Origin of the sequence: Actinomycetospora sp. NBRC 106378 (assembly GCF_030269685.1) — a bacterium.
In the GTDB taxonomy this organism is placed as follows: domain Bacteria; phylum Actinomycetota; class Actinomycetes; order Mycobacteriales; family Pseudonocardiaceae; genus Actinomycetospora.
Window position 1 is genome coordinate 148,242 of the sequence record NZ_BSTT01000007.1, and the last position, 16,149, is coordinate 164,390.

The 16,149-nt window shown below is 73.8% G+C and carries 16 protein-coding genes; 5 read left to right on the forward strand and 11 right to left on the reverse strand.

All coding sequences use genetic code 11. The annotated features are described in order from the left end of the window. The first annotated feature begins 41 nt into the window (after positions 1 to 41). The gene (locus tag QSK00_RS17430) at positions 42 to 755 is read left to right on the forward strand and encodes a M50 family metallopeptidase (protein WP_285592421.1); all 714 of its coding nucleotides are present in this window, start codon (positions 42 to 44) and stop codon (positions 753 to 755) included. On the opposite strand, the gene QSK00_RS17435 is transcribed toward QSK00_RS17430, so the two are convergent. Further along, positions 747 to 1,451 carry a (2Fe-2S)-binding protein gene (locus tag QSK00_RS17435; RefSeq protein ID WP_285592422.1) on the reverse strand — a complete coding sequence of 235 codons (705 nt, stop codon included), beginning with the start codon at positions 1,449 to 1,451 and terminating at the stop codon, positions 747 to 749. The genes QSK00_RS17430 and QSK00_RS17435 overlap by 9 nt on opposite strands. A gap of 61 nt (positions 1,452 to 1,512) precedes the next feature. Here QSK00_RS17435 and QSK00_RS17440 point away from each other — a divergent pair, with 61 nt between their 5' ends. Further along, complete coding sequence (locus tag QSK00_RS17440; RefSeq protein WP_285592423.1) at positions 1,513 to 3,132, forward strand: hypothetical protein; 1,620 nt, start codon at positions 1,513 to 1,515, stop codon at positions 3,130 to 3,132. Positions 3,133 to 3,332: 200 nt separating this feature from the next. On the opposite strand, the gene QSK00_RS17445 is transcribed toward QSK00_RS17440, so the two are convergent. From QSK00_RS17445 to QSK00_RS17490, 10 genes are all read right to left on the reverse strand, one after another. Then, positions 3,333 to 4,067 carry an urease accessory protein UreD gene (locus QSK00_RS17445; protein WP_285592424.1) on the reverse strand — a complete coding sequence of 245 codons (735 nt, stop codon included), beginning with the start codon at positions 4,065 to 4,067 and terminating at the stop codon, positions 3,333 to 3,335. Next, the gene (ureG, locus tag QSK00_RS17450) at positions 4,064 to 4,723 is read right to left on the reverse strand and encodes an urease accessory protein UreG (RefSeq protein ID WP_285592425.1); all 660 of its coding nucleotides are present in this window, start codon (positions 4,721 to 4,723) and stop codon (positions 4,064 to 4,066) included. Before ureG ends, QSK00_RS17445 begins: the two co-directional genes overlap by 4 nt. Next, positions 4,713 to 5,396: an urease accessory protein UreF gene (locus QSK00_RS17455; RefSeq protein ID WP_285592426.1), complete on the reverse strand. Its 684-nt coding sequence runs from the start codon at positions 5,394 to 5,396 to the stop codon at positions 4,713 to 4,715. The genes ureG and QSK00_RS17455 overlap by 11 nt, the downstream gene beginning before the upstream one ends. A 48-nt stretch (positions 5,397 to 5,444) precedes the next feature. Further along, entirely contained in the window at positions 5,445 to 6,611 is a 1,167-nt protein-coding gene (locus QSK00_RS17460; RefSeq protein WP_285592427.1) for a DUF4190 domain-containing protein, read from the reverse strand. Positions 6,612 to 6,725: 114 nt separating this feature from the next. After that, on the reverse strand, positions 6,726 to 7,220 hold the full coding sequence (locus QSK00_RS17465; RefSeq protein ID WP_285592428.1) for a methylated-DNA--[protein]-cysteine S-methyltransferase: 495 nt from the start codon (positions 7,218 to 7,220) through the stop codon (positions 6,726 to 6,728). 74 nt (positions 7,221 to 7,294) lie between these two features. Beyond that, positions 7,295 to 9,361, reverse strand: coding sequence for an urease subunit alpha (locus tag QSK00_RS17470; RefSeq protein ID WP_285592429.1), 2,067 nt, complete (start codon positions 9,359 to 9,361; stop codon positions 7,295 to 7,297). Positions 9,362 to 9,398: 37 nt separating this feature from the next. Then, positions 9,399 to 9,701: an urease subunit gamma gene (locus QSK00_RS17475; protein WP_018331582.1), complete on the reverse strand. Its 303-nt coding sequence runs from the start codon at positions 9,699 to 9,701 to the stop codon at positions 9,399 to 9,401. 32 nt (positions 9,702 to 9,733) lie between these two features. Next, positions 9,734 to 11,371: a purine-cytosine permease family protein gene (locus tag QSK00_RS17480; protein ID WP_285592430.1), complete on the reverse strand. Its 1,638-nt coding sequence runs from the start codon at positions 11,369 to 11,371 to the stop codon at positions 9,734 to 9,736. 70 nt (positions 11,372 to 11,441) lie between these two features. Then, entirely contained in the window at positions 11,442 to 12,440 is a 999-nt protein-coding gene (locus QSK00_RS17485) for a cation diffusion facilitator family transporter (protein WP_285592431.1), read from the reverse strand. Positions 12,441 to 12,489: 49 nt separating this feature from the next. After that, positions 12,490 to 13,041 (reverse strand): Uma2 family endonuclease, encoded by a 552-nt coding sequence (locus QSK00_RS17490; protein WP_285592432.1) that lies wholly within the window; start codon positions 13,039 to 13,041, stop codon positions 12,490 to 12,492. Positions 13,042 to 13,131: 90 nt separating this feature from the next. Here QSK00_RS17490 and QSK00_RS17495 point away from each other — a divergent pair, with 90 nt between their 5' ends. The 3 genes from QSK00_RS17495 to QSK00_RS17505 are packed head-to-tail and all read left to right on the forward strand — an operon-like array spanning position 13,132 to position 15,899. Beyond that, entirely contained in the window at positions 13,132 to 13,698 is a 567-nt protein-coding gene (locus QSK00_RS17495; protein WP_285592433.1) for a GNAT family N-acetyltransferase, read from the forward strand. 9 nt (positions 13,699 to 13,707) lie between these two features. Then, complete coding sequence (locus QSK00_RS17500) at positions 13,708 to 14,340, forward strand: class I SAM-dependent methyltransferase (protein WP_285592434.1); 633 nt, start codon at positions 13,708 to 13,710, stop codon at positions 14,338 to 14,340. After that, positions 14,337 to 15,899 (forward strand): Na+/H+ antiporter, encoded by a 1,563-nt coding sequence (locus tag QSK00_RS17505; RefSeq protein WP_285592435.1) that lies wholly within the window; start codon positions 14,337 to 14,339, stop codon positions 15,897 to 15,899. The genes QSK00_RS17500 and QSK00_RS17505 overlap by 4 nt, the downstream gene beginning before the upstream one ends. The last annotated feature ends 250 nt before the right edge of the window (positions 15,900 to 16,149 follow it).

Genomic DNA, 16,149 nt, shown 5'->3' on the forward strand with positions numbered 1-16,149 from the left:
ACTCGGTCGTCACAGGTCCCCACGCTACGGTTCCGGGCACTGTGCTCGAACCACTCGGTGACCTCACCGCCGCCCAGACCCAGGTCGCCCTGGTCGTCTGCGCCGGCCTCGTCGCCCTGCTCGTCATCGCCTTCGACTCGACCTGGCGGGTCGCGCGGAACGTCGTGACGATCGCCCACGAGGGTGGGCACGCGCTGGTCGCCATCGCGACCGGCCGGACCTTGACCCGCATCCGCCTGCACTCCGACACCTCCGGCGTGACCCTGTCGAAGGGTCGGCCGACCGGCCCCGGCATGGCGCTCACGGCCTTCGCCGGCTACCCGACGCCGCCGCTGCTCGGGCTCGGGGCCGCCGCCCTGGTTGCGGGCGGGGCGGTCCCGACGATGCTCGGTCTGGCGATCATGGTGCTGCTCGGCACGCTCGTGCTGATCCGCAACGTCTTCGGGGTGGTCTCGGTGGTCCTGACGGGGGCCGTCGTCGCGCTGGTCATCGCCTACGGCTCGGTGACGTGGCAGTACGCCTTCGCCTGCTTCGTCACCTGGTTCCTCATCGTGGGCGGACTGCGGACGGTGCTGGAGATGGCGCAGAAGCGCTCACGGCTGCAGCGCCGGGGCGCCCCGACCTCCGACCCGGACCAGGTCGAGCACCTCACCGGGATCCCGGCGGGCGCGGTCGTCGCGCTGTTCGCCCTGGTCGGCGTGATCTCGCTGATCCTCGCGGCGAACCTGCTCCTCGCCTGGCCGCCGCTACCGTGACGCGAGCACGCAGTCACCGCACGTCCCGCCACCGGGCACCCGGTAGAACAGGCAGCACGTCCGGCGCCTGAACCCGATGCCGGTCGGGTGCCCGGGCTCCGGCCCGAACTCCCCCAGCCCCGTCAACGGCGGGTTCCCGACGACGGCGCGCGCGACCTCGACCGCGTGGCCGGCGGCACCCGGGCGGTCGGTGAGGATCATCCGCAGCGCGCCGCCCACCGACGACGCGACGTTGCCCCACAGGACCTGCGCCGAGACGGCCGCCTGCTCCTCGATCGCGGTGAGGACCGGCTGCAGGGTCCGGGCGATCTCGGCGGTGGCGGCGGCGCCGAGGTCGTCGTGGTCGATCGCGTCCGGGACCTCGACCCACAGCGGGGCGGGCCCGCCGGACCACGGACGCCAGTGGAGCCGGTCGTGCAGGCGGGGCACCAGCCCGTGCAGGGCGGCGGCGCCGAGGACCAGGCCGGTGATCCGCGCCGACACCGAGAGTCCGAGCAGCGACCCGGCGACGCGGCGCGAGGCGCCGAGCTGACCGGCGATCGCGTCGATGCGGGCGTCGAGGACGTCGCCCCGGAACTCCGGCAGCGGGCGCCAGGAGGGGTCGGCGCCCTCGACCCGGCCGGTCGCGAGGACGAAGAAGCCCCCCAGTGCGTCGACGTCGGCGAGCGCCTCGGTGGCCGTCGGGGTGGGAGCCATGGGGCCATCGTCCCGGAACCACGTCGCGGTGGGTGTCGTACCCATTCGTTAGATTCGGCGCATGGTCGAGTCCGGTCTGCGCTTCGCGTTCGCCTTCCTGCCGGCGGGCGTCGCCGTCGTCGTGGGCCTCGTCCTGGCCGTGCAGCGCCGTCGGGTGCAGCCCGACGTGGCGACGCCGGCCGTCTGGGGCCTCGCGCTCCAGCTCGTCGCGATCGTCGCGGGCGCCCTCATCAACGTGATCCCGTCGTCGATCGTGGAGGGCGGCGGGGACCCGCAGACGGCCATCACCGTCGCCACCGTGATCTCCCTGGTCGTCGCGGCCCTCACCGTGATCTCGTGGGTGCTGATCCTCACGGCGCTGTTCCGGCGTCTGCCCGCCGCGGCGGGCGCCGACGCGCCGACCGCCGCCGTGCCCACCCCGCCCCCGGGCAACGCCTTCGAGCCGTTCGCCGACGACGCGCCCACCGGACGACACGCGCTGCTCGACGAGCACGGCCAGCAGGTGGTCGCCCAGGCCGGGGTGCGGCTCTCCCCGCAGACGGCGGGGCTCGCCGCCGGCGCGGCCGGGGTCGCGGGGGTGGGTGCGGCAGCCGCCGCCACGGGGTCGGGGCCCTTCGCCGCGCCGCCCGTCCCGGCGCACACCGCGGACCTGCCGACCGAGGCCGTGCCGGTGGTCCGCGCCCCGTCCGCGGGCCCGGCGGCGCCGGCTGGTGACGCCACGGCCGAGCAGCCCGATCCGGGGCCCGCCGGGGTGGACGAGTCCGCCGTCGGCGGCACCCCCACCGGCCCCGGGCCCGACGACGCCGCGGCGCCGGCGTCGCCTGCCGAGGTCGCTGCACCCGTCGTGCCTGCCGGACCTGCCGGACCTGCGCAGCCCGACCCCGGGCCGTCCGGCGTCGACGAGTCCGCCGTCGGCGGCACCCCGACCGGTCCGGACGCGTCCTCCGAGTCCTCCGAGGCCGCCGCCGACCTCACGCCCGGGCCGGATGCCGCCCGCGCAGCCGACGGTGTCGCCGCCGCAGCAGCGGTCGACGTCGACGAGGCGGCCGTGGGCGGCACCCCGACCAGCGCGGACGCCGACCCCGGCACGTCCTCGCCCGCTGACGGAGCTGCCCCCACCGGCCCGGCGTCCGCCCCGCAGCCTGCCGTCCGTCCGTCGCCGACCGCGAACGGGTCGACGACCCCGGCGTCCGGTCCGCAGCCCGCGGTACGGCCTACTCCTGAGGGCCCGAGCGCGTCGACGCCGCCGTCCGCTCCCCAGCCCGCAGTAAGGCCGTCGCCCGAGGGCCCGAGCGCGTCGACGCCGCCGTCCGCTCCCCAGCCTGCGGTGCGGCCGTCGCCCTGGCCGACGCCCACCCCGGAGTCGGCGGTCGACACCCGCGGGCCCGCAGAGGAGCAGCCGTCGGAACCCTCGACGGGCGGTCCCGCGAGCCACCCGGGGCTCGCCGGCACGATGCGGTCGCCGCGCCCCACCCCGACGCCTGCGGGCGGCTCGGACCTGTTCAGCCCGTCGGCGCCGCTCCCGGAGATCGCCGACGAGGCCGTGGGCGGCACGCCGGTCGAGCCGCAGGAGTCGCGCGCGCCGCGAACGCGGTCGTCGAGCACCCCGGTGGCGGGGTGGTTCGAACCGGTCACCGACGGGTCGGCCGACGGGGCCGGCACGGAGAACCGGGACAACTGACCCGATCCGCGACCGCGAGGTGCACGCCAGGCAGCCCTGGGAGCCCGCGAACCTGCCTGATGTCACCCTCGCGGCACGGCCGGCACGAAGAACCGGGACAACCGGCCCCGGCCGGGCCGATCCGCCCGCGAGGTGCACGCCAGGCAGCCCCGGGAGCCCGCGAACCTGCCTGATGTCACCCTCGCGGCACGGCCGGCAGGCTAGCCCGCCGACACCCGCACGTCCGGCTCCCCATACGCCGCGAGCACCCGAGCGACGCCGCGCACCGTCCCGACCGCCGACACCATCGAGCCGGGGCCGGCGAGCGGGGTCTGCGCCCAGACCACGTCGTCGTCCGCACCACCGTCCTCGGCGTCGCCCGGCTCCCCCACCCGCACCACCGTGCCGACGGATCGCGCATCGGCGGTCCCGCCGATCCCGGTGAGCGCCGGGTCCGCACCGTCCAGGACGGTCGTCGTCGCGAGCAACGGCCGCCCCTCGACCGACGCGCGCACCGACGAGGAGCAGCGGCCGCCGGACTGTCCGGCGCGCCCGAGCACCACCTGCTCCACCACGCGCGCCACCGCCCCGGCCGCCGCCTCGATCCGCACCGACGGCGCCCACACGGCGCCGTCGCAGACCACCGTCGGCTCCGGCAGCCACGCGAACTCCGCCCCGGCCCCGAGCCGCACGTCGACCGCGAACGACGCCTCCGTCCCCGCCTCCCGGCCCGGCTGCACCACGGTGGCCGCGGCCGAGTGCACGGTGAGGCGCTCCCCCGGGCCCAGGTCGATCGCGAGCGCCAACCGGTCACCGCCGAGTGGCCCACCGCCGACGGCGACCACGTGGACCTGACGCACCCCGGTCCGGCGCAGCACCACCGGCGGCGACGACGCCCAGCGCACCCGCCCGTCGAGGACCGACAGCCGTGCCGCCGACGCGACCGACGTGGTCACGCGGTGACCCGGACCTGGGCGCGCACCCAGTCCACCACCTCCGGGATCGGAGCGGTGCGCACGCTGACCAGGGCGGTCGGCTTCCCGTCGCGGACGCGCGCGGCGTCGGCGGCCATCCGCTCGGTGTCCGCGCCGACCAGCGGGCCGAGGTCCACCTTGTTGATCACCAGGAGGTCGGCGCCCGCCACGCCCGGCCCGCCCTTGCGCGGCACGTCGTCGCCGCCGGCGGTGTCGATGACGAAGATCTGGCGGTCGATCAGCCCGTAGCTGAAGGTCGCGGTGAGGTTGTCCCCGCCGGACTCGACGAGCACCAGGTCGGGATCGAACCGCTCCACGAGGTCCTCGACGGCGTCGAGGTTCGCGGTGACGTCGTCCCGGATCGCCGTGTGCGGGCAGCAGCCGGTGCGGACGGCGGCGATCCGGTCGGCGTCGAGCACGGCCTCGCGGCGCAGGAAGTCGGCGTCCTCGGTCGTGTAGATGTCGTTGGTGACGACCGCGAGCGAGAGCTCGTCACGCAGCACCCGGCACAGCGCCGCGACCAGCGCCGTCTTGCCGCACCCCACCGGCCCGCCGATCCCGATGCGCACCGCACGACCCGGCTTGGGGTGGTCGTGCGCACCCCCGGACAGGTCGAGTTCGTCGAGTCTATGAAGCAAAGAGAGCTCCCTCGGATCGGACGTGCAGGACGGCGAGCACCTCCGGCAACGGTATCGTCGCCGTGGGCAGCAGATCGGGGTCGTCCGCGAGCGCGGCCGCCGTCCCCGCGTCGGAGGCCTTCCCGACGACGGGTCCGTGCTCGGCCAGGGCGCGGGCGTGAACTCCGGCGAGGGCGAGCGGGTCGAGCCCGAGGAGCCGCACCGCGGCCGAGCACACCTGCCCGACGAGGTGGTGGACGGCGAGCGCGGCCGCGTCGTGCGGGGCGCCGCCCGCTGCGGCGACGGTGACGCCGAGCACGAGGGCCTGGTGCGGTCGGGTCCCGAGCCGGTCGACGGCGGCCGTCGGCCAGGCGGCGCGCACCGTGCGGAGCATCGCCCGCCCCTGTTGGCGCGACACCTCGCGCAGCGCCGCCACCGGGGTCCGCGCCGACAGCGCGGCGTCCCACGGCGTCCAGTCGGGCTCCGGGCGGTCGGCCACCAGCGCGCAGGCCGCGGCCGCCGCGGCCGCCGTCACCAGACCCGTCGTCGGGACCCGGCCGGCGAGCCAGGCCGCGACGTCGTCCGGAGCGCGGACGAGACCGCGGCGCACCGCCGCCTCGATGCCGCCGGAGTGGGCGTGCCCGCCGGTCGGCAGCCGCGAGTCGGCGAGCAGCCAGAGGTCCGGGGCGAGCACCGCCCCACCCTAGGGCCGGCGTGTTACCGGCAGGAGACTCAGTCGCGCCTACGGCAGAGGGCCGGTGAAGGTCGCGGCTTCGAGGACGAACCCGGGGCGCACGTCGACCTGGAGGTCACCGGTCTCGACGGGCACGCTGAACCCGACGGTGTACGTCGTGCTCTTCCCCGGCTGGACCGACGTGCTCGGCGGGAGGCCGATCTTCTTGGGGATGTCGACGATCGAGGTCGCCTCCTGGCCACCGACCGACGCACTGGTGATCGCCGTGGCGGGCTGGAAGACCTCGTTCGTGCCGTTCTGGATGGTGACCTTGACCTGGACGTTCTTGACGCCGTCCGCGCCCGCGGCCGAGGACGACGGCGAGAAGGCCGTCGGCGCTGCCACAGTGACCTGGAGGCCGTTGGGATACGAGATCGGCGTGCCGAACGCCGCGGTGTTGCTCGCCGGGGCCTCCGACCCGCTCGCCGGTGCCGACACGTTCGGCGAACCCGCGACCGGTGCGAGGTCGTTCACGGCGCTCGTGAAGGCGGCGGCATAGATGATGCAGATCAACAGACCGAGTGCCGAGACGACGAGCCCCGCGATCGACATCCCGCGTCCGCCGCGGGAGCGAGAACGGACCAGGCCGATACCGGCGAGAATCAGACCGATGATCACCAGCGGCCACGCGATCACCCCGATGAAGGGGATGAAGGAGAGGATCAATCCGATCAGCCCGACGACGAAGCCGGCCGTCGCGAGCCCGTTGCCGCCACTCGACGTGGGTGCCGCGGGCGTCGCAGCGGGAGCCGGTCCGCTTGCGGGACCGGACCCGTATCCGGCCGGTGCCCCGAAGCCCTGCTGCTGGCCGTACTGGCCGTACCCCTGCTGCTGGCCGAAGGTGTGCTGGCCGTAGCCCTGCTGGCCGTAGCCCTGCTGGCCGTAGCCCTGCTGGCCGTAGCCCTGCTGGCCATAGCCCTGCTGGCCATAGCCCTGCTGGCCATAGCCCTGCTGGCCATAGCCCTGCTGGCCATAGCCCTGCTGGCCATAGCCCTGCTGCTGGCCGTACCCCTGCTGCCCGTGGTCGCCGGAGCCGTGTCGTCCGCCGTAGCCCTGCTGCGGGCCGTCGTGATCGGGCCCGGCTGCTCCGGCGTCGCTCGACGGCCTCCAGGCCTGCTGCCCCTCGCGCTCCGAGCCCCCATGGCGACTGCGTGACGCGTCCATCGGATCGGTCATCTGTCGTCCCTCCCCCCGATCCGGACAGAAGATCCGTCCGGGCGGTGAAGGTTAGGCGATGGCAAAGTGGTCGGCATCACGGCGGAGCGCGATGCTCCGGACGCCGGGCGGCACTCAGCCGAACAGCGTCGGCGCCCCGAGGCCCTCGAGGTCGAGCAGCGCCCGCTTGCGCTCCATGCCCCCGCCGTAGCCGGTGAGCGACCCGCTCGCCCCGATCACGCGGTGGCACGGCACGACGATGCTGACCGGGTTCTTCCCGTTCGCGAGGCCCACCGCGCGGACGGCCGTCGGCGCTCCGATCGCCTCCGCGAGCTCTCCGTAGGTCCAGGTCTCGCCGAAGGGGATCGTGCGCAGGCCGGCCCACACCCGGGACTGGAACTCCGTGCCGCGCAGCACCACGTCCACGGTGAACGCGCGCAGCTCCCCGGCGAAGTAGGCGGCGAGCTCCTCCCGGGCAGCGGGCGCCGCGTCGTCGACCCGCTCCCCCAGCTTCTCGACGGACGGTCCGTGCCGGTGGTCGGTCATGAACAGCCCGGACAGCACCCCGTCGTCGGCGCGCAGCGTCAACGGCCCGAGCGGGCTGTCCGTGATGGAGTGCGTGACCGCCATGCAGGTGACCTCCCGCCCTGTGAGTACGTCTCCGTGTCCTGACACGGAAAAGTACTCACGGGCGAAGCCACCTCCTAGAACAGGAAGTACCGCTGCGCCATCGGCAGTTCGCGCACCGGGTCGGGGTCGACCACCGAGCCGTCGATCGTCACCGTGAACGTCTCCGGATCGACCCGGATGTCCGGTGTCGCGTCGTTCTGCGGCATGTCGGCCTTGGCCACCGCCCGGGTCGAGCGCACGGGCACGAAGCGGCGCGCCACGTCCACGTCGGGCGGGGTCACCCCGGGCGCCGTGAAGAAGACCGAGGAGGCCGCCGGGGCCGCCCCCATGGCACCGAACATCGGCCGGGACAGCTCGGGCTGCGGGGTCGGGATCGAGGCGTTGGCGTCGCCCATCCGGCCCCACGCGATCATGCCGCCCTTGACCACGACGTTCGGCCGGACGCCGAAGAACGCCGGGTCCCAGAGCACGAGGTCGGCGAGCTTCCCGACCTCCACCGACCCGACCTCACCGTCGAGCCCGTGCGCCACCGCAGGACAGATCGTGTACTTCGCGACGTACCGCCGGGCGCGCTCGTTGTCGTCGCCCGAGGCCTGCACGCCGGTCAGCCCCGTGACGCGTCGCTTGGCCGCGTGCGCCGTGTGCCAGGTCCGCAGCACGACCTCGCCGACCCGCCCCATCGCCTGCGAGTCCGAGCCGATCATCGAGATCGCGCCGAGATCGTGGAGCAGGTCCTCCGCGGCGATCGTCGAGGCCCGGATGCGCGACTCGGCGAACGCCAGGTCCTCCGGGATCGACGGCGAGAGGTGGTGGCAGACCATGAGCATGTCGAGGTGCTCGTCGACGGTGTTCACGGTGTGCGGGCGGGTCGGGTTGGTCGACGACGGGAGCACGTGCGGCTGCCCGGCGACGGTGATGATGTCCGGCGCGTGCCCGCCCCCGGCCCCCTCGGTGTGGTACGCGTGGATCGACCGGCCGGCGATCGCGGCGAGGGTCGAGTCGACGTAGCCGGCCTCGTTGAGCGTGTCGGTGTGCAGCGCGACCTGGACACCCGTCTCGTCGGCCACGCGCAGGGCGGCGTCGATCGCCGCCGGGGTCGCGCCCCAGTCCTCGTGGACCTTGAACCCGGAGGCGCCCGCGGCGACCTGCTCGCGCATCGCCTCGAGCCCGACCGTGTTGCCCTTGCCGAGCAGCGAGACGTTCAGCGGCACGGAGTCCAGGGCCGTGAACATACGCGCGAGCCACCAGGCGCCCGGTGTCACCGTCGTCGCCTTCGTGCCCTCCGCCGGCCCGGTGCCACCGGCGATCCACGTCGTGACGCCCGAGCCGAGCGCCTCCGGGATCTGCTGCGGGCTGATGAGGTGGACGTGGCAGTCGACCCCACCCGCCGTCAGGATGAGGCCGTTCCCGGCGAGGATTTCCGTGGACGGCCCGATCACGAGCTCCGGGGAGACCCCGTCCATCGTGTCCGGGTTGCCGGCCTTGCCGAGCCCGACGATCCGCCCGTCGCGCACGCCGACGTCGGCCTTCACCACGCCCCAGTGGTCGAGCACCAGCGCGCCGGTGATGATCAGATCGGCCGCGCCCTCGGCGCGGGTGGCCCGGGACTGGCCCATCGACTCGCGGATGACCTTCCCGCCGCCGAACACCGCCTCGTCCCCGCCCCGCGGACCGCGCGAGCGGTCCTCCTCGACGCGGATGGTCAGGTCGGTGTCGGCCAACCGGACGCGGTCACCCGTCGTCGGGCCGAAGAGCGCCGCGTACCGGTCGCGCCCGACGCTCCAGCCACTGCCCGTCCTTCCCGACGACGGGTCGGTGCCGGCGGGGTCGGCCACGTCCAGCCGCCCGCCGGGGAACGACCCCCGCCCGCCCAGCGCGACGAGGTCGACGTCCTTCTCGACGCCGGGCTCGAAGCGCACCGAGGTGCCCGCCTGGATGGCGAGGCGCATGCCCGACGCCGCCGCCCGGTCGAAGGCGAGCGCCGGGTTGGTCGACGCGAAGTGCATGTGCGAGCCGACCTGGATCGGCCGGTCGCCCGTGTTCGTCACGGTCAGCGAGAGCGTTCGCGCGCCCTCCCCCGCGACGATGTCGCCGTCGCCGGGGAGGATCGCGCCGGGTCCCTGGTCGGTCGTCCCGCTCACTCGCTGCCCCCGTCGCTCCGCTCGCGCTCCGCTCGCCTCACTGGATCGGCTCGTGCACGGTGACGAGCTTCGTCCCGTCCGGGAACGTCGCCTCCACGGCCACGCTGGGCACCATCTCGGGTACGCCCTCCATGACGTCGTCGCGGGTCAGGACGTGCTGTCCGTCCGCCATGAGCTCGGCCACCGACCGGCCGTCCCGCGCGCCCTCGAGGATCCACGAGCTGAGCAGGGCGACCGCCTCGGGATGGTTGAGCCGGAGCCCGCGGCCCCGCCGTTCCCTCGCGAGGTTGGCCGCCACGTGCAGCAGCAGCTTCTCCTGTTCGTGGGGCGACAGCAGCACCTCGGGCTCCTCCCGGTCGGGTGGCGGCGAGACTACGGGGCGGCCGGCAGGACGTGGTCCCCGCTGCGGTCGGTGGACAGGCACAGCGAGCAGACGTGGCCGGTCCCGGTGCCCGAGGCGGTCATGTCGGGGCGCTCGAAGTCCTGGTCGCACACCTGGCAGTGCAGCGTCTCGCCCGAGGGGTTGCCGAGCTCGTCGAGCATCGGCGAGTCGATCCCGTCCTCGGAACGGCGCAGGTAGTACTTGCCCTTCGTCGCGATCGCGAGGATCGGCGGCAGCACGAACGCGAGCCCGATCGCGACCAGCGGGGAGTACGAGGCGAGCGTCGAGCCGAGCGCCCCGAAGAACGCGAGGATCGAGACGCCGGCCGAGACGATCATCGAGACGAAGCCGACGGGGTTGACGTCGTAGATCATCCCGCGCCGGAACTCGGGCTGCTTCGGCGAGAGCCCCAGGACGTACTTGTTGATCGCGATGTCGGTGGCGACCACGACCACCCACGCCATGCCGCAGTTCGCGTAGAAGCCGAGGATCGTGTTCAGGAAGTCGAACATGTTCGCTTCCATGAGGATCAGCGCGATCACGAGGTTGACGCCGAGGAACACGAGCCGCCCCGGGTAGTACTTGGTGACGCGGGTGAACGAGTTCGTCCATGCCAGCGACCCGGAGTAGGCGTTGGTCACGTTGATCTTGATCTGGCTGATGACGACGAGGATCACCGCGAGGGTGAGGGCGAGCCAGCCGGGCAGGATGTCGTTGTAGATGACGACGAACTGGCGCACCGGTTCGTTGGCGAACTCCGACGCACCCGCCACGTTCGCCAGCAGGTACACCGCGAGGAACAGCCCGACCACCTGCTTGGCGGCGCCGAAGATGACCCAGCCCGGTCCCGCGAGGACGACGGCGGTCCACCAGCGCCGCGAGTTCTCGGGCGTCTTCGGCGGCATGAAGCGCAGGTAGTCGATCTGCTCGGCGATCTGCGCGATCAGCGAGAGGCACACACCGGCGGCGAGGAAGACGGCACCGAGCGACGGGGCCCCCTGGCCCTCCTCACCCTGGTAGGCGAAGAACGTCTGCACCGACTCGGGGTGGCTCAGCAGCAGGTAGACGAACGGCGCGACCATGAGGATCAGCCACAGCGGCGTCGTCCAGAGCTGCAGTTTCGAGAGCAGGCTCATCCCGTAGACCACGAGCGGGAAGATGATGATCGTCGAGAGCGCGTAGCCCGCCCACAGCGGCAGGCCCAGGCCCAGTTCGAGGCCCTGCGCCATGATCGAGCCCTCGAGGGCGAAGAAGATGAAGGTGAACGTCGCGAAGATGATGTTCGTGACGACGGACCCGTAGTAGCCGAAGCCGCTGCCCCGGGTGATGAGGTCCAGGTCGAGGTTGTAGCGCGCGGCGTAGAAGGCCAGCGGGAACCCGGACAGGAAGATGACGACCGCGAACACGCCGATCCCCCACAGCGCGTTCACGGTGCCGTAGGAGATGCCGATGTTCGCGCCGATCGCGAAGTCGGCCAGATAGGCGATGCCACCCAGCGCCGACGTGGCGACCACGCCCGTGGACCATTTCCGGTAACTGCGCGGCGCGAACCGGAGGGTGTAGTCCTCGAGGGTCTCGTTGGCCTTCGCCGGGGGCGCCGCCGCCTGCGCCTGCACGTCCTGCGACATCTGCCCACCCCTTCGTACCGGCCGACCCGCTCGGGTGGCGCACGGTGAAGCCTGGGTGAGCCCGATGTGGTCAGCTTTGCCGCGGTGTCACAGGGTCGTTAACGGCCACTCGAACGGGGGGCGAGGGACAGTGCTCCTCGTGATCGGCGTGCTCGGGCGTCTCGATCTGCAACGTGGAGTGATCGAGCCCGAACTCCTCGCGCAGGGCGGCGGCGGCGCGGTCGAGCACGCTGCCGTCGTCGGCACGGCCCTCGCAGTGCGAGGTGGTGCCGTCGTCGACGACGAGATGGGCCGACGCGGCCGGGGTGCGGTCGGAGATGACCCACACGTGCAGGTCGTGGACCTCCCGCACCCCGGGGACCGCGAGCAGGGCGGCCCGGACCTCCTCGACGTCCACGCCCGGGGGCGCGCCCTCGAGCAGGACGTGGGCGGTCGTCGAGAGCAGCCCCACGGTGCGGGGCACGAGGATCGCCACGATCACCAGAGAGGCCACGACGTCGGCGTACGGCCACCCGGTCAGCAGCAGCACGCCGGCGGCGACCATCACCGCGACCGATCCGAGGGCGTCGCCCAGCACGTGGAGCGCCGCCCCCCGGACGTTGAGCGAGCCGCTGCCGCCGGAGAGCACGGCGAGCGAGATCAGGTTCCCGACGAGGCCGACCGCACCGAAGATCAGCAGCGCGACCCCGGGGACCTCGGGCGGGGCGTCGGCCAGCAGGCGTTCGACCGCCTCGACCGCGACCCACACGGTGACCGCGAGCAGCGCCAGGGCGTTGACGGCGGCACCGAGCACCTCGCTGCGCCCGAGCCCGAACGTGCGGCGCGCACTCGGCGGGCGCTGCGCCAGGCGCGCCGCGACCACGGCCATGACCAGCGCCGCCACGTCGGTGACCTGGTGCCCGAGGTCGGCGAGCAGCGACAGCGACCCGGTGATCGCGGCACCGACCGCGCCCGACACGAGCACCAGGGCCGTGATCCCGAGCGCGACGGTCAGCCGGCGGCCGTCCGCCGCCGCCCCGTGTCCGTGGCCATGTCCGTGGCCATGTCCGTGCCCGTGGTCGTGCCCCATGACCCGGACGATACATGCACGGATGCGCATGTGGGGATGGTGTGAGCGCTCAGACCGTGATCGTCGGACCGAGTGCGAGCGTCGCCGCCCCGCGGTGCTCGGCGACGAGCCGGTAGGCCCCGTCGACGAGGGCGAACTCCGCGATCGGCCCGTCCGGGTCGACGATCACGTAGTGCTCGACGCCCGCCTCGGCGTACTCGGCGAGCTTCGCGACGCGGTCGGTGCGCCGGGATCCGGGCGAGAGCACCTCGACGGCCGCGACGACGTCCCCGGGACCGCCACGCGCCCGGTCGGGGACGTGCTCGACGGGGACCACGACGACGTCCGGCACCCGGACGGTCGCCGGCCCTCGACCGTCGATCACCAGCTCGACCTCCGGCAGGGCGGTGAGTCCGTCGGGGAGCTGCTCCCGCAGCTGGTGGCACAGGCGGAACACCAACTCCTGGTGCCGGTACGAGGGGCGCGGGCTGACGACCATCACCCCCTCCACCAGCTCGTACCGCGCGGACGTGTCCTCGGGCAGCGCCTCCCACTCCGCCAGGTCGATCAGGTGATCGGGCGGGTGCGGGGGCCAGGCGGGGCCGGCAGCGGTCATGGTCATCTCACCTCCTCGGACGTCGCGCATCGTCGCACGGTTCCCGACCCACGAAATCGGGTGCGACCCGTCGTCGGGAAGGGTTGGCTGCCTGCCGTGGCCATCACCTTCCGGCGCGTCGCGCGGGACGACTTCCCGCTGATCGGGCGCTGGCTGGCCGAGCCCCACGTCGCGCGGTGGTGGGCACACGACCCGAGCCCGGCGGCGGTGGAGCGGGACTTCGGGCGGACGCTGCGCGGCGAGGAGCCCGCCGAGGACCTGGTCGCGGACCTCGACGGGCGCCCGCTCGGCCTGTGCCAGCGTTCGTTCTGGCACGCCTACCCGGAGGAGGTCGCCGAGTACGCGGGACAGATCGACGTACCGACCGACGCCATGACCATCGACTACCTCGTCGGCGACCCCGCTGAGGTCGGGCACGGCATCGGGACCGCCCTGATCCGGGACCTCGCCGCCGACACCTTCGTCACCCACCCCGACGCCGGCTGCCTGCTCGTCCCCGTCGCGACGGGCAATCGGGCCTCCTCGCGGGCACTGGAGAAGGCCGGGTTCCGGTTCGTCGGCGCGGCGCTCGCGTCCCCCGACAACCCCGTCGACCCGCCGGACCACCGCGTCTACCGCCTCGACCGGTCCGCTCCCCCGTCGCTGCGCCCGCCCCGGCACTAACATGCGCCGGTGCCCGAGAACCCCTGGCTCGTCGTCACCGGAGGGACCGCCGGACCCGGCTACGCGGAGCGCTTCGCGACGATGGCCGCCGAGGGCGCCGACCTGCACGGCGAGGCCCGGCGGGTCCACGCGCTGCTCGACGGGACGCCGTCCGACGTCCTCGACGCCGGGTGCGGCACGGGTCGGGTCGCGATCCACCTCGCCGAGCTGGGACACCGCGTCGAGGGGGTCGACCTCGACGCCTCCATGCTCGACGAGGCCCGTACCGCCGCCCCGCACCTGCCGTGGCACCTGCGGGACCTCGCGACGCTCGACCTCGGTCGACGCTTCGACCTCGTGGTCGGCGCCGGCAACCTGTGGCCGCTGCTCACCCCCGGCACGCACGCCCGCGTGATCGCCCGGCTGGCGGCGCACCTGCGCCCGGGCGGACTGCTCGTCCTCGGGTTCGGGCTCGATGACGGGCACGTCCCCTTCACCCTTCCCGACGGCGTGCCGTTCCCCGACCTGCACGCCTACGACACGGCCGCCGTCGGCGCCGGCCTGCAGCTGCTCACCCGCACCGCCGACTGGGACGGGCGCGAGCCCTTCACGGGCGGCGGCTACGCGGTGAGCGTCCACCGTCGAGGGAGCACCACCCCGTGAACGGCCTCGCCCTCCTCATCGTCCTCGTCGTCTCGCTCGCGGTCACCGCCCTCGCCGACCGCTTCCGCGTCTCCTCCCCGCTGCTGCTCGTGCTGGTCGGTCTCGTGCTGTCCTTCGTCCCGGGCATCCCCAACGTCCCCCTGGACCCCGACCTCGTCCTCTTCCTCGTCCTCCCGCCGCTGCTCTACTCGGCCGCGCTGGAGTCGTCCGCGCTGCGGATCCGGGAGAACCTCAACCGCATCGGCCAGCTCGCCTTCGGCCTGGTCATCTTCACGACGGTGGCCGTGGGTCTCGTCGCGTGGCTGGTCGTCCCGGGTCTGCCGCTGGCGAGCGCGCTGGTCCTCGGGGCGGTCGTGGCACCGCCCGACGCGGTCGCCGCCGCGTCGATCGGGCGCCGCCTCGGGCTGAACCGCCGCATGATGACCGTGCTCGAGGGCGAGAGCCTGCTCAACGACGCGACGGCCCTGACGCTGTTCCGGGTGCTGCTGGCCGTGGCCCTCGGTACCGGGGCCTCGCTGTGGGAGGGCATCGGCGAGTTCGTCCTCGCCGCGGCGGGCGGCATCGTCCTCGGCGCGGCCGCGGGCTGGCTGATCCACCGCGTGCGGCTGCGGCTGGGCGACTCGTCCCTGGAGAGCGCGGTCGGGCTCGTCGTGCCGTTCGCGATCTACCTGTTGGCGGAGGACCTGCACGCCTCCGGGGTGCTCGCCGTCGTGATCGCGGGGCTCTACCTCGGGCACCGGTCCAACGAGGGCGGGTTCGCGACCCGCATCCAGGACCAGGCCGTCTGGAAGGCCCTCGACCGTCTGCTCGAGGCCCTCGTCTTCGCCCTGATCGGGCTGCAGCTCGCGGTCGTCGTCGCCGACCTCCGGATCTCCTTCGGCGTCATCGCCTGGGCCTCGGTCGCCGTCCTCGCGGCGACGATCCTCGCCCGCTTCGTCTGGATGTTCCCGACGATCTACCTCCCGCGCCTCCTGCCGAAGGTCCGGGCGCGCGGTCCGGCGATGCCCGCCCGGGTGCCCGTGGTCCTGTCCTGGGCCGGCATGCGCGGGGTGGTGACGCTGGCCGCGGCGTTCACGATCGACCCGGCGATGCCCGGCCGCGACATCGTGGTGTTCCTCGCCTTCGTGGTGACGGTCGGGACCCTGCTCCTCCAGGGCCTCTCCCTGCCCTGGGTGATCCGGCGGCTCAACGTCTACGACACCGGGGGCCAGGCCGACACCCTCAAGGAGGCCGCCGCCAAGCAGGCGGCCGCCGAGCAGGCACTGAGCCGCCTCGAGGAGCTCACCACGACCGACGGCGACCGGACCCCCGGCCACGTCACCGACCAGCTCCGCTCCTGGGCCGAGCAACGCTCCAACGGCGCCTGGGAACGCCTCGGGCGCCCCGCCGCGGAGATCGGCGAATCGCCCTCGGTGGCGTTCGTCCGGCTGCGCCGCGCCATGCTCGACGCCGAGCGGCAGACCTTCGTCCGCTTCCGCGACATGGGCCGCCTCGACGAGTCCGCCATGCGCGAACTGCTCCGCGAGCTGGACTACGAGGAGGCCATGCTCGACCGCTGAGCACCGCGGGACGCGGTGCGGCTCGGGGCGCGGGCATCGCACGTGCCCTCGGGTCTCCCCGCCGCACCGGCTCCGACGCGTCGCGCACACACTCCAGGCCTCACGGCGAACGACCCCGTCCACCCCGACGCGTCGCGCACACAGTTGTCCGCGCGACGCGGAGGAGTCACCGCACCCCGTCCCCGACCCCGCCCGACGGTGTGCGCGACGCATGAGCCGTCCCACCCGCCGCCGGTCCCGGACACGCAGG

Bases quoted from the DNA above. Each gene is read 5' to 3' on its own strand.
- QSK00_RS17440 (WP_285592423.1), top strand. From the start codon at position 1,513: ATGGTCGAGTCCGGTCTGCGCTTCGCGTTCGCCTTCCTGCCGGCGGGC.
- QSK00_RS17435 (WP_285592422.1), bottom strand. From the start codon at position 1,451: ATGGCTCCCACCCCGACGGCCACCGAGGCGCTCGCCGACGTCGACGCA.
- QSK00_RS17460 (WP_285592427.1), bottom strand. From the start codon at position 6,611: ATGACCGATCCGATGGACGCGTCACGCAGTCGCCATGGGGGCTCGGAG.
- QSK00_RS17480 (WP_285592430.1), bottom strand. From the start codon at position 11,371: ATGTCGCAGGACGTGCAGGCGCAGGCGGCGGCGCCCCCGGCGAAGGCC.
- QSK00_RS17490 (WP_285592432.1), bottom strand. From the start codon at position 13,041: ATGACCATGACCGCTGCCGGCCCCGCCTGGCCCCCGCACCCGCCCGAT.
- QSK00_RS17465 (WP_285592428.1), bottom strand. From the start codon at position 7,220: ATGGCGGTCACGCACTCCATCACGGACAGCCCGCTCGGGCCGTTGACG.
- QSK00_RS17485 (WP_285592431.1), bottom strand. From the start codon at position 12,440: ATGGGGCACGACCACGGGCACGGACATGGCCACGGACATGGCCACGGA.